The sequence below is a fragment of the Vibrio cholerae genome, assembly GCF_008369605.1.
Classification (GTDB): Bacteria; Pseudomonadota; Gammaproteobacteria; order Enterobacterales; family Vibrionaceae; genus Vibrio; species Vibrio cholerae.
In genome coordinates this window covers 2,548,316-2,561,964 of sequence record NZ_CP043554.1, presented here as the reverse complement: position 1 = coordinate 2,561,964, position 13,649 = coordinate 2,548,316, and the positions used below count along the sequence as shown (strand labels likewise).

Sequence of the window (13,649 nt, the reverse complement as noted above, 5' to 3'; positions counted from 1 at the left end):
AGAAAAGCTGTATGAAAGAGAAATAAGGGTGGCTTAAAAGCCACCCTTATTGTTTCTCGCAGAGCTTAGGGTGTCGCGGCTGAGGGAGCTTCAGCATCAGATGCGGCACTGTTGACCTTTATCGAGGGGTGGTACTGGACTGTACTGAAATCTTGATTGGGGAACAGAAATTCGGCCTCGCGGCGGATTTGCTGCGCACGGCTCGTATCGCCTAAACCTTGATAAGCCAAAATCAGGTTTGAATAGAAGGCCGGGCGCGGTTTATGTTGAATGATCTGTAACGACCAATCGATATAGGGTTGGATAAGCTCCGCTTTTTGTTCATGGAGCCCGATGTTCAGATAGGTGCTGTAGATATCCCAATCAAATCTGTCTTGCCATACCAATGGGTTAGTCACGTTTTTCAGCAATTCAGGATTGAGTGGCTGAGATTTTTCAAATTGCGTTAACACATAGTTGGTGTGTAACGCTGTGACCATATACAAGCTGGTGACAATCGGCAGCACTAAGCTGGTAATGCGCAGTAAAGATTTCGTGAGCGTGGTGAAACTGGCCAGTCGATAGCGTGCGACTCGTTGATCTACCCAGTAGATGAGGATGATAAAGGTGAGCCAGTGGATTGCGGAGTGGTAAAACGGATACTCCAATTGAGCGTGTAAGGTGATCGGCACAAACAGAGCCAGCATGGCCATGCGAGTGCCACGTTTAGCGGCATAAATGCGTAGAGCACAAAAACAGGCGGCGAGTAATATACCCATTACAGGTAGTAATCCGCCTTCTACCCCCCAATACAACAGCTCATTATGTGGGTGATCCATCGATGCTAAGCCTGCTGGATAGCTGCTATTTAACTGATGCTGGCGAGCAGTATAAAGCAGATACTGCGCCTCAAATTTGCCATAACCATAGCCTGTAAAAGGCTTTTCGATGATCATATCTATGGTTTGTGGAAATGTGAAACGACGTGGGCTTTCTAAGTCAGCCTTATTCGCGACAAAACCAGAGGTTCCTTGGCCATACATAGCGGTAAAACCTGCACAAATCCCAAGAGCTATGGCAAGAAGCCAGAGCGTAAAGCGCCGACGTGAAGCGAATCGATATAAGTAAGGGGCAACCAGAGCGATACTCAATAAACTGGCCAGCCACCCAGTGCGAGAGGCGAGTACGACCAGTAAGGGAGCCGTGAGTAGCGGTGTCGCGTAAAGGATGCCGATTTTGCTCCAGCGCGAGTCATATTTTTCCGGTTGTCTGGCCAGCAAATAACCTGACAACACCAGCCCTGTTGCGAGGAAACTGGCCATCACATTTGGCTGCTGGAAAATACCATACGGTCGATTTGCTTCGGTGTCATAACCAAAGGGGTTACCCGGCTCTAACCAAAAGTATTGAATTAAACCGATCACGGCTTCAATGACGCTACCCAGTAGAATAAACCACAGCAAACGCTGTTTATGTTTGTTGCTAAAGCGAAATTGTTGTAAGACGAGAAACAGAGTAAATCCAGCCCAGAGACCCACTAAGCGGCCAAGAGTATGAAACCAATCGGCATTCGAGTAAGTGATGGGTAGGGTTAGCAGAACACAGCTTAACCAAAGTCCAATGGTCAGCTTGGAATAACGCAGCGCTTGATTATTCGCCAACTGATACAGACCAATCGCCAGTGTTATGCTGGTCGCGATCCAGACCGTAGTATTGAAGGAGAGTGCCAGTCCAGCACCGCCGGGGTTAGGCATAAAGAAATGCATGGCGAGCAGATAAACCACGGCCAAGGCAAAAAGAAACGGTTTATTGAGTGGTAGGCTCGGAGCGTGAGGTTCCAACCGAGTGCCACTTAACAGCAAAGTTGCCATGCAGTTCACCTTAAAAAAGAAACCAGCGCACAGTTCGCTGGTTTCATTACTTTAGCCTTTTTTTCTAATTCAACAAAGGCTTGAGGAAACGTGCGGTATGTGAAGCTTCGATCTGCGCCACATCTTCTGGTGTTCCTTCTGCAATAATCAGTCCGCCGCCTTGGCCGCCTTCGGGGCCTAAATCGATGATCCAGTCAGCCGTTTTGATCACATCCAAGTTATGCTCAATCACCACCACGGTATTGCCATGGTCACGCAAGCGGTGAAGAACGCTCAATAGTTGCTGAATATCGTGGAAGTGTAGGCCCGTGGTTGGTTCATCCAAAATATACAGGGTTTTGCCCGTATCTCGTTTGGAGAGTTCACGCGCTAATTTTACCCGCTGCGCTTCACCTCCTGATAAGGTGGTGGCTGATTGCCCAAGACGAATGTAGGACAACCCAACATCCATCAAGGTTTGCAGCTTACGTGCTATCACAGGTACGGGGTCAAAAAACTCGCGTGCGTCTTCAACGGTCATGTCCAAAACTTCATCAATCGTCTTGCCTTTGTAGCGCACTTCCAGTGTTTCTCGGTTATAGCGTTTACCTTTACACACATCACAAGGCACATACACATCGGGTAAGAAGTGCATTTCAACTTTGATCACGCCATCGCCTTGGCACGCTTCACAGCGCCCTCCGCGGACGTTAAAACTAAAGCGTCCCGGCTGATAACCACGCGAGCGAGACTCTTGTGTTCCTGCAAATAATTCACGGATTGGAGTGAAGATTCCGGTGTAAGTGGCAGGGTTGGAGCGAGGAGTGCGACCAATTGGGCTCTGATCGATATCGATCACTTTATCAAAGTGTTCTAGACCTTGAATGGAGCGATAAGGCGCAGGTGTCGCCGTCGTCGCGCCATTGAGCGCGGTATGGGCAATCTTAAAGAAGGTATCGTTGATCAGAGTGGATTTTCCCGAACCTGAAACGCCCGTCACACAAGTAAACAGGCCAACAGGAATAGACAGGTCAACATTTTTTAAGTTATTACCGACCGCGCCTTTAAGCTCTACCGTTTTCTTCGCATCTTTTGGTGTGCGCTGCTCTGGTACCGCGATTTTTTTCACGCCACTGAGATATTGGCCTGTGAGTGAGTTTGGATTGGCGATGATTTCCTGCACATTGCCTTCGGCAACCACCATGCCGCCGTGTACGCCAGCACCTGGGCCAATATCAATCACGTGATCTGCCATGCGAATCGCATCTTCATCATGCTCAACCACTAACACAGTATTACCTAGATTGCGTAAGTGGGTGAGGGTTTGCAGCAAGCGTTCGTTGTCCCGTTGGTGGAGGCCAATCGACGGTTCATCAAGGACATACATTACACCGACTAAACCGGCACCAATCTGACTGGCTAGGCGAATACGCTGAGCTTCGCCACCGGAAAGCGTCTCGGCGCTGCGCGAGAGATTTAAGTAATTGAGCCCGACATTGACCAAAAATTGCAGCCGGTCGTTGATCTCTTTCATCACTTTTTCAGCGATTTGTGCACGTTGGCCTTCCAGTTTGAGCTCTTGGAAGAACGTTAGCGCATCAGCAATGCTCAGTTCTACAATCGTTGGCAACGCAGTATTATTAATAAACACATTGCGTGCTTCGATTTTTAAGCGCGTACCATCACAACTGCTGCAAGGCTTGTTGGAGATGTATTTTGCCAGCTCCTCACGCACCGAGTTGGATTCGGTATCGCGATAGCGGCGCTCCAAATTATGCAAAATCCCTTCAAAAGGATGTTTTTTAAGGCGAATATCACCCCGATCATTGATGTACTTAAATTCAATTTCGGTGCGACCAGAGCCGTGCAGAATGATTTCCTGAATCTTTTTGCTCAGTTTATTGAAGGGCGTGTGTACATCAAAATCGTAGTGCTCGGCCAGTGCAGTCAGCATCTGGAAATAATAAAAGTTCTTTTGATCCCAACCGCGGATCGCACCTTGTGCCAAACTTAAATTGGCATCTTGAATCACTCGATCTGGATCGAAATACTGCTGTACTCCTAAACCATCACAGGTTGGACAAGCACCGGCTGGGTTGTTGAAGGAGAACAGGCGTGGTTCAAGCTCGCGCATGCTGTAACCGCAATGTGGACAAGCAAAGTTAGCCGAGAAAATCTGCTCTTCGCCATCGCCTTCCATCGGGGCGACAACGACGATACCGCCGGAAAGTTCTAAGGCGGTTTCAAAGGATTCGGCTAAGCGTTGCTGCAGATCACTACGCACTTTGAAACGGTCGACAATTACTTCAATGGTGTGCTTTTTGTGCAGTTCGAGTTTCGGTGGATCGGTCAGATCGCAGGTTTCACCATCGATACGCGCACGAATAAAGCCCTGCGCAGCAAGGTTTTCCAATGTTTTAACGTGTTCGCCTTTGCGCTCTTTGACTATGGTTGCCAGCAGCATCATTTTGCTGCCTTCTGGCAATTCCAGTACTTTGTCTACCATCTGACTGATGGTTTGCGCTTTCAGTGGCACTTGGTGTTCAGGGCAGCGTGGCTCACCAACCCGAGCGTAGAGTAGACGTAAATAGTCATACACTTCCGTAATCGTACCCACAGTAGAGCGTGGGTTATGGGAAGTGGACTTCTGCTCAATCGAAATCGCGGGTGAAAGCCCCTCAATATGGTCTACATCCGGCTTTTCCATCAGAGAAAGGAATTGGCGCGCATAAGCCGAGAGTGATTCGACATAACGTCGTTGACCTTCTGCGTATAGCGTATCAAAAGCCAGTGAGGATTTACCTGAACCAGAGAGGCCGGTGATGACAATCAATTTGTCACGAGGAATGGTCAGATTGATATTTTTGAGGTTATGGGTACGAGCGCCGCGTACTTCGATTTTGTCCATCTGGGTTGCTCTTTGCTAAACGAAGTGCAGCAAGTATTACATAGCGTGAACAAAGTGCAAGCAAATACTGGATAAAAAAACAGTCATATCAAAAGCAAAAAAGCCAACCTGAGAAGTTGCAGGTTGGCTTTTAAATGCATTGTTTAGATAGCGAATTACTGACCTTTATGCGTCGACTTTTTAGCCAGCTCCACTTTTTGGTCGTTTTTCTTGTACATGTTTTCGTAGCAGAAGTTGGTGGCTTCGATATAGCCTTCAACGCTACCACAGTCGAAGCGCTTACCTTTGAATTTATAAGCCAGTACACAACCCGCTTTGGCTTGTTTGAGCAGCGCGTCAGTGATTTGAATTTCACCGCCTTTGCCCGGCTCGGTCTGCTCAATCAGATCAAAAATATCTGGTGTGAGGATATAACGGCCAATGATGGCGAGGTTGCTTGGCGCTGTGCCCGGCTCTGGTTTTTCGACCATGTTATCGACGCGGAACAGATCGTCTTTGATCATCTCACCTGCGATCACGCCGTATTTGTGAGTTTCGTTTTCTGGAACCTCTTGCACAGCGACGATAGAGCAGCGGAACTGTTTGTACAGTGCAACCATCTGTGCCAGTACGCCTTGCTCTTCGTTCACACACAGGTCGTCCGCTAGTACAACGGCAAACGGCTCATCACCGACCAATTCTTTGCCGGTTAAAATCGCATGTCCCAAGCCTTTCATCTCACGTTGGCGAATGAAGGTAAAGTTAGCGCTTTCGATGATTTTACGGATATCACCCAATAGCTCTTCTTTATTCGTACCGCGGATTTGGTGCTCTAACTCGTAGTTCATGTCAAAGTGATCCATGATCGAATGCTTACCACGACCTGTCACAATACACATGCCTGTGATACCCGCTTGAATCGCTTCATCAACACCGTACTCAATCAGCGGTTTGTTAACAACAGGCATCATCTCTTTGGGCATCGACTTAGTCGCTGGTAGGAATCGGGTACCGTAGCCAGCTGCCGGAAATAGACACTTCTTAATCATCATTTTTGCTCTATGGTGTGCTAGGGAGAAATTTTTTGCTGACTCTACCACTTCTGATTCGCGACTGCATTACGTTGAGGCTCTTGGCCGAAAAAATGTGTGTTAAGTCGCATTGTTACTACATTTTTCTCCACTCACTCATGGTGAATGCATCCCGCTAGATTGAGCGTTTTTACAGTAAATTTTGATTAACCCAAGCGATCGCTTTGACTCGATTTTTCACGTTTAACTTTTTAAATATCTGATAAAGATGCGATTTCACCGTGAACTCACTAATAAATAAATTCTCAGCGATTTGCATATTCGATGCGCCAGTTTGTAAACAGCGCAGGATCTGAATTTCACGTGCAGTTAAATCGACCGTAGCTTGAGCTTGATGGCTTTGGAAAGCGTAACGATAATAATGCAGCAACTGACTGCTGACATGGCGAGGTAGCCAGTTTTGGCCATTAATGATCTCCCCAAGACCGTGGGCAATAAAGCCTGTGTCTTCATTGGCATAAAACAGACCTTTGAGGTTGCCAAAAGTGAGCAGATCTTCTGTTCTTAACCGTTTCTCGACATTAAACAAAATGGTTTCGAAGTACGGGCTGGTAAGCTTGAGGGGACCCAATTGCTGGCGAATCAGGCCATTTTCCGCATGGTCGAGCAACAATATTTTGTGTTTATCGGATTGATACTCGCGCAATAAGCGTTCTGGTTCAATCACCGGGACGGGCAGGTTCAATTGCTCAATGGCGGCTTGAACTCCGGGATGTAACGTTTTCGGCTGTGTCGTTAATAAATAAATCGTGCGTGCATAGTTGGCTCGTTGCATGATGAATTGCAGATCCAGTTAATATGAAATAATGCACTTAATATGGCGAAAAATAGCTTATGGCGCTATGCGATAAAAGCAGTTTGCGGAGCACCTCAATAGGCTAAGTAACCGATAAGTTTATCAGTGAGTTATTTCGGTGAAGCCGCCTTGAAAATGGGCAAACAAGGTCAGTGAAATGAGTTCGGCTACCATCAGAATAAGGGAATTCGATTGGTTCAGTGAGCAAAACGGTGTTATCCTTGCTAACTACTTCAAATTGATAGACATGACTTGATTACGGAGCAAAACATGGCAAGCCGTGGCGTGAACAAAGTAATTTTGATTGGTAACTTAGGCCAAGATCCTGAAGTGCGTTATATGCCAAGCGGCGATGCGATGGTGAATTTAACTGTTGCAACCTCCGAAACTTGGCGTGATAAAGCCACTGGTGAGCAAAAGGAAAAAACCGAATGGCATAGAGTGTCTGTTTTCGGTAAAACCGCTGAATTCATTGGTGAATATGCGCGTAAGGGAACCCAAGTTTATGTTGATGGGCAACTGCAAACGCGCAAGTGGCAAGACCAGCAAGGGCAAGAGCGTTATACGACGGAAGTGGTTGTGCGTTGGCCTGCGGGTGAAGTGCAAATTATGGGCAGTCGTCCTCAACAGCAAGGTGGAATGCCAGCCCAAGGCGGCATGAATGCACCAGCGCAGCAAGGAAGTTGGGGACAACCACAACAACCGGCGAAGCAGCATCAGCCTATGCAACAATCTGCGCCTCAACAGTACTCGCAACCGCAGTATAATGAGCCGCCGATGGATTTTGATGACGACATCCCGTTTTAGTATTGTAATTGACGAAAAAAGCCGCGGATTCCGCGGCTTTTTTATATAGTTATCTCAATTGTTTAATGTACACTTCTCGCCTCTGAATGACAGGTAGCGGCGCACATAAGGAACGTGGCACAAATGAGGTATACACCGACATTAAAACTGAGCACTCGGTTAGTGGCGTTCGTCACTATGACGGTGATCAGTGCCATGTTTATCCTGTTCCTTGGTGGTACCTTATCTTTTCAGCGTTTGGGGCAGGAATACCTCAACCACTATCTACAAGGGATAGTTGAGGTTGTCGATAAGGAGATGGAAGATCCAGACGCCGCTTACTCTATGCAGCGTTGGATGCCCCAAATGCTCCAAGCGAGTGGCATCATTGAAATGCAGCTTACTTCCGAAGCGGGCCCCGTCTACCGTTTTAAAGACACCACCAACACCATTGAAGCCTCACGTTTGCATCAAGTCGCTTTGCCGCTCAAGCGTAACCCCGGTTACGTGATGCATTTTAAAGCGGTGCCTCCCTACCTCAATTATAACTATTCACTGCAAGCCATGTGGTCGACCACCTTAGCGGTGCTACTGATCGTATTTTTCTTGATCCGCGGTCTGAAATGGTTGAAAGAGCAACTACTAGGATCGGAGTTACTGGAAGAGCGAGGACGGATGATTCTTGCTGGACGAGTGGAGCAACATGCCAAGGGGGATCCGCGAGAGTGGCCTTTCACCGCAAGTGAAGCCTTAGATCGCCTGATTGAAGAGTTGCAAGATGCCCGTCAAGAACGTAGCCGTTTTGATACCTTTATTCGTAGCCAAACCTTCCTCGATCAACTGACCGGGACGGCGAATCGGGTGTTGTATGACAGTAAGCTGGAATCGGCTTTACTGGAGAGTGGCGCTCACGGCGGCGTTATGATGCTGCGTGTCGATGACTTAGAGTCAGCGCGAGAAGAGAGCCCTAAACGTGCGGTCGATGAGTTTATCATTGAAGTGGGGGAGTGTTTATCCAACATAGTACAGCGTTATCCGGATGCCATACTTTCTCGCTACTATGAGGATGTGTTTGCGCTGTTTATTCCTCATCAAGGTAGTAAAGATATTGCTCAAGTGGCGACACAGGCGATCAAGTTGATTGAGCGCATCAATCCCCCTGAGCCACTGCCAGAAGACAATTGGTTCCACATTGGTGTAACCATGTATCAAGAAGGTGAGCGGCGTGGACGGATTATTGATGAGATGGAAACCGCGCTCAAAAGTGCTCAACTGCAAGGGGTGAATGCGTGGAGCCGTTTTCAAAAACCTAAACAGTTACAAGAGGATCGCGGTAGCGTTCGGTGGCGTACATTGTTTGAACAGGTGCTTCGTCCTGAAGAGATCTTGCTCTATCGCCAAGCCTGTTATCGTATTTCTGCCAATGGAGAGCGGGAGTTCCTACATTATGAGTTATTTGCGCGTATTCAGGATCCACAACAAGGCATTCTCAAAGCGTCGCGTTTTAGCTCAGCTTTAGAAACGGTCGGTTATGAAGCCATGTTGGATCGTGCCGTATTCAGCTCTGTCGTGAGTTTTCTGAAGCGCTCTGAACTGGTTGAACCACTCTCGGTAAACTTGCACGTTGTTCCATTTAACGATAAACGGTATGCTCGCTGGATTCGCAACGAATTGATGCAGATGCCTTTTTCTCTTAGAACGGCGCTTTCTTTTGAGTTTTCAGAAGCGCATTTGGTCAACCATTTAGACTATATGCGACCCATCATTCGCATGTTGGCGGGGCTGGGTTGCAAGATAGTGGTGGGACAAGCGGGGCGAACAATTGTCAGCACGCACTATATCAAAGACTTAAAAGTCAACTATCTTAAACTTCATCGGAGTTTGATAAAGAAAATTGACCAACGCCATGAAAATCAGCTGTTCGTTCGCAGTTTGGTAGGTGTATGTGGCGGTACTCAAGCAGAAGTGGTTGCGGTTGGGGTTGAAACTACTCAAGAGTGGCAAACCTTACAGATGCTGGGTGTCAGTGGTGTGCAAGGTCGCTTGTTTGATGAGGAGCAACAGATGTTGCCTCCTTTGCCACCAGAGTCATTGAAGCGCCCCCCGCGTCTCTCTGTAAAGCCCATCGGCAAACGTAATCGATGGCGAACCAAATAGCAGTGGTAGAGAATGAAGAAACCGAGTTGGATAGAGAAACTGATTGCCCCTAAGGTTGCCTCGCAACAGTTATATGTTGTGGTGCAGCCAGAGCACCTGTACTTCACATCCGATGATTTATCGCCTATTCCTCCCCAGCCGTTGCAGCAACAAAGTTGGCAAGCTGTACTGGTGCAAACGCTGCAAAAGCACGCCGTCCATGATGTACAAATCCACCTTGTACTGCATTCACAGCTTTATCAAACTTATCAGATTGAACAGCCGAGTATTCCGCGTGAAGAGTGGTCGGCAGCCTTGCCTTTCCTGCTCAAAGATATGTTGAGTGAGAAAGTAACGGATGTAGTGGCGGATGCTCACCCTCTTCCCGGCAGTGGTAAAGTACAAGCCTATGTGATCAGCAAGCGTACTATCCTTGAGTTGCAAAGCATGGCGGTGTCGGCGGGATTAACGCTAGGACGAGTGATCCCCGAGCAAGCGATTTGGGGATTGGTGGGCGGAGAATTGAGCCATTTCCTGTTGCTGCATCGCAGCATGGGTGGCAGCTTTAAGCTGGATGCTTTCGTCGATCGTCAGTGCAGTTTTCAACGCACTTTACGTGGGATCACTGCGCCTGTGACTGATAACGCGGCCAGTGCCCTCCAGTTAGATAGCTTGGCGTTAGAGCTACAGCGCTCGATTGATTACTTATCCGCCCAGTTAAAGGGCGGCTCTTTACAACAGCTAAAAGTGTGTTGTGATGGTGAAGATCAACAGGCTTTGATCACCGGACTCAATGAGCGCTTAAGTGTGCGAGCGTCAGGATTGGATGGTGAAGCGACCATCTGTGGTGAACAACTGGCACGTTATGCGCGCAATATCCCGCAAGAAACCATCAATTTCTATCAAGATCACCTCAAGCCGAAGCGTGAAAAGTTCACCTTAACCAATCTCTTGTTAGCGTGGTTGGCCTTGAGCGTTGTGTTATTGCTTGGGTACGCAGGGGTGGGTTATCAAAACTGGGTGATCCAACAGCAGTGGCAAGAGCAGCAACAACATAATCAATCGTTAACAGAACAAGCGGCTAACTTACGTCAGCAGGTGGCGGTTCATCTTCCTTCGCCCGCTAAACAGGCGGCGATAGGGCGCATAAAGCAAGAGATCTCTAGCAAACAGCAAGCATTAGACGCGATTGGGCAGTTTGATGTGGCTCAGCAAACGGGCTATTCCGGCGTATTGAACTCTTTGGCTCAATTGGCGCGTAGCGATATCTCTTTAAGCAGTATTACTTTGGATTCCTCGCAATTAAATGTGCAGGGACTCGCTCGTGATCCTGCCGCGATTCCAAACTGGATCAGTCAATTTAAACAAGAACTGCATCTGATGGGCAGAAGCTTTGAGCAACTGAAAATTGGCCGTAATGATCAAGACATGATCACCTTTGAACTCAACACTCAGCGAGGAGAACAAAGATGAAATCGGGTTGGCAAAACTTTGAAAGTCGCTTCTCCGCACTGTCGCAACGAGAGAAGGTGTTAATTACGCTGTGCGGTAGCGTGCTTATTGTGATGATGCTATTGCTGGGATTGATTGAGCCCGCCTTAAAACAGGGCCAAGCACGTCAATTGCAAATGCAAACCCTGACGTCAAGTAACCTGCAACTTCAAGGCGAAATCATGGCGCTGCAAGCGCAGTTGGCGAAAAATCCAGACCAAGAGTTGGATGTGGAGCTGAGCCAACTGACGTTGCAAAGTCAGGAGATTTCCGAGCTGCTGGCGGCCAAAATGACCTCGATGGTTGCTCCATCAGAGATGCCTAATTTGCTCGAAAGCGTATTAAAACAAGGGCAACAGTTGAAGTTGGTCTCCTTGGAGTCCTTACCCGCAGAGCCGATTGTGCGCGCAACGGAATCGAGATCGGAGTCTGAATACTATATTCACCCTGTGCGTATGGAGTTAACGGGCTCCTATTTTGCTATCCGAGATTATCTGCAAGCCTTGGAAGCTTTGCCTGTGAAATATTATTGGCGTCACTTTCATTATCGAGTGGAAAGCTACCCACAGGCTCGGGTGATCCTAGAAGTCTATACTTTAGGCAGTCGAGAGGAGTTTATCGGTGGTTAGATATGGTGTGCTCTTGGCGTTAATTGCCGTCACCTACAGTTATGCAGGTGAAGATCCGACAGCGCCTTTAGGTTGGGTAAGCCCCGCTAAACCCGAATTGCAAAAGCCGAGTTATCCGGTGCCGACTCTGCAAAGCATTGTTTGTGCAGAAGGACGAAGCTGCTATGCGATCATTGAACAAAGAGTCGTAGCACAGGGGGATGTGGTGAATGGGTATCGTGTGGCAACGATCCATCCCGATCAGGTGAAACTCACCCGGGCAGGTAAAGAGTGGCGATTAGCCCTGTTTACGCTCGATATAAAACAATAAGGTAACAGAGTCTTATGCGTAAAATCGTACTCGCTTCAGTGGTGACTTCTTTGGTGGGATGCTCAATGGGACATCGTGATCCTGTTGAAGCTAAACAAGCCCTGAACCAAGCTATTAACGAGACGAACAGTCGTCAAATTGACCAATTACCGCCTTCGGTAGAGGCTGATTTGATGCCTGATATGGATACTCTTACTGCCAGTGAACCGAAAACTTTGCAGCGTTTTCGAATCCAAGCTGAGGATGTCGAAGCGAAGGCCTTTTTTGCCAGTTTAGTGCAGGGAACCGAGTACAGTGCGGCAATCCACCCTGCGGTGACTGGGCGAATTACTCTCAACTTGACCGACGTTACCCTAGATGAAGCCTTAGGTGTCGTGCGTGATTTGTACGGTTTTGAGGTGGTAAAAGAGGGTAAAGTGATCCAAGTCTATCCGGCTGGATTGCGTACGGTCACGATTCCGGTTGATTATCTGCAATTTAAACGCACAGGGCGTTCGTTAACGTCGATTACGACGGGCACCATCACCAATACGGACACCAATAACTCAAATTCAAGTAGTAGCTCCTCGTCCAGCATCAGTAGTAATAGCTCTTCGGATGGTTCTTCGAGCAATTCTAATTCCAACAGAAGCGATGCTCGTGGCGGAACGGAAATTGAAACCACGAACGAGAGTGATTTCTGGCCTTTGTTAGAAAAGGCGGTGGCTCAGTTGCTTGGCGGTAGCGGTGGCCAAACGGTCATTGTCAATCCACAGGCGGGAGTATTAACCCTGCGCGCTTATCCCGATGAAATTCGTCAAGTAAACGAGTTTCTGGGGATCTCGCAACAGCGAATGCATCGACAAGTGATCCTCGAAGCTAAGATTCTTGAAGTGACCCTCAGTGATGGTTACCAGCAGGGGATTAATTGGAGTAAAGCCTTCTCCTCCAATGGTGCCAATTACAAGATAGGTTCCGGATCCATTACTCAAGACAGTAATGGCAATCCTATCACTTCTGTATTACCTGGCTTAGATGCGATAGGTAATTTGTTAGGTGGTCAATCCAATGTGGTGATCTCCAGTGGCAGCTTTGATGCCGTGATCAGTTTTATGGCGACGCAAGGTGATTTAAATGTTCTGTCTAGCCCGCGAGTAACTGCGTCCAACAACCAGAAAGCGGTGATCAAAGTCGGGACGGATGAATACTATGTGACCGACTTATCCAGTGTGGTTGGAACTGGGGATAACGCGCAAGCGTCGCCAGATATTACGCTTACGCCTTTCTTCTCTGGGATTTCATTGGATGTCACGCCGCAAATTGACGATCAAGGCAACGTATTACTGCATGTGCATCCTGCGGTGATTGAAGTCGAGCAGCAAACCAAGAAAATTTTATACCGAAGTGAAGAGATTGAGCTGCCATTGGCGAGAAGTTCAATTAGAGAGTCGGATTCGGTTATTCGGGCGAAAGACGGCGATGTAGTGGTGATCGGTGGTTTGATGAAGTCAAATACCGTTGACCAAGTGTCAAAAGTGCCATTTTTAGGCGATGTTCCCGCGTTAGGGCATCTGTTCCGTAACACCACAAAACTGACACAGAAAACAGAACTGGTTATTTTGCTCAAGCCGACGGTCGTTGGGGTAAATACTTGGCAAAAAGAGCTGGAGCGCTCGCGCAGTTTGCTACAGGAATGGTTCCCGGATAGTCAATAA

Annotated in this window: 10 protein-coding genes; 6 read left to right on the top strand and 4 right to left on the bottom strand. The window is 47.9% G+C overall.

Annotated features, from left to right (window positions below; all coding sequences use genetic code 11):
- Positions 1–65: 65 nt before the first annotated feature.
- From F0316_RS11925 to F0316_RS11910, 4 genes are all read right to left on the bottom strand, one after another.
- The gene (locus F0316_RS11925) at positions 66–1,850 is read right to left on the bottom strand and encodes an oligosaccharyltransferase (RefSeq protein ID WP_000212628.1); all 1,785 of its coding nucleotides are present in this window, start codon (positions 1,848–1,850) and stop codon (positions 66–68) included.
- A 64-nt stretch (positions 1,851–1,914) separates the two neighbouring features.
- Positions 1,915–4,737: an excinuclease ABC subunit UvrA gene (uvrA, locus tag F0316_RS11920; RefSeq protein WP_057563367.1), complete on the bottom strand. Its 2,823-nt coding sequence runs from the start codon at positions 4,735–4,737 to the stop codon at positions 1,915–1,917.
- A 155-nt stretch (positions 4,738–4,892) separates the two neighbouring features.
- Entirely contained in the window at positions 4,893–5,765 is an 873-nt protein-coding gene (galU, locus tag F0316_RS11915; protein ID WP_001920788.1) for a UTP--glucose-1-phosphate uridylyltransferase GalU, read from the bottom strand.
- Positions 5,766–5,937: 172 nt separating this feature from the next.
- Positions 5,938–6,582: a LuxR C-terminal-related transcriptional regulator gene (locus F0316_RS11910; RefSeq protein WP_114728798.1), complete on the bottom strand. Its 645-nt coding sequence runs from the start codon at positions 6,580–6,582 to the stop codon at positions 5,938–5,940.
- Positions 6,583–6,873: 291 nt separating this feature from the next.
- Between F0316_RS11910 and F0316_RS11905 the strand changes: the two genes are divergently transcribed.
- From F0316_RS11905 to mshL, 6 genes are all read left to right on the top strand, one after another.
- On the top strand, positions 6,874–7,410 hold the full coding sequence (locus F0316_RS11905) for a single-stranded DNA-binding protein (RefSeq protein ID WP_001887866.1): 537 nt from the start codon (positions 6,874–6,876) through the stop codon (positions 7,408–7,410).
- A gap of 123 nt (positions 7,411–7,533) precedes the next feature.
- Positions 7,534–9,546 (top strand): RNase E specificity factor CsrD, encoded by a 2,013-nt coding sequence (gene csrD, locus F0316_RS11900; RefSeq protein ID WP_172626023.1) that lies wholly within the window; start codon positions 7,534–7,536, stop codon positions 9,544–9,546.
- A 12-nt stretch (positions 9,547–9,558) separates the two neighbouring features.
- Positions 9,559–10,998 (top strand): PilN domain-containing protein, encoded by a 1,440-nt coding sequence (locus F0316_RS11895; protein WP_000743255.1) that lies wholly within the window; start codon positions 9,559–9,561, stop codon positions 10,996–10,998.
- A complete protein-coding gene (gene gspM / locus F0316_RS11890) occupies positions 10,995–11,645 on the top strand; it encodes a type II secretion system protein GspM (protein WP_000835144.1) in 651 nt (216 codons plus the stop codon). The genes F0316_RS11895 and gspM overlap by 4 nt, the downstream gene beginning before the upstream one ends.
- Positions 11,638–11,955: an MSHA biogenesis protein MshK gene (locus tag F0316_RS11885; protein WP_000252812.1), complete on the top strand. Its 318-nt coding sequence runs from the start codon at positions 11,638–11,640 to the stop codon at positions 11,953–11,955. The genes gspM and F0316_RS11885 overlap by 8 nt, the downstream gene beginning before the upstream one ends.
- A 14-nt stretch (positions 11,956–11,969) precedes the next feature.
- Entirely contained in the window at positions 11,970–13,649 is a 1,680-nt protein-coding gene (gene mshL / locus F0316_RS11880; protein ID WP_001227124.1) for a pilus (MSHA type) biogenesis protein MshL, read from the top strand.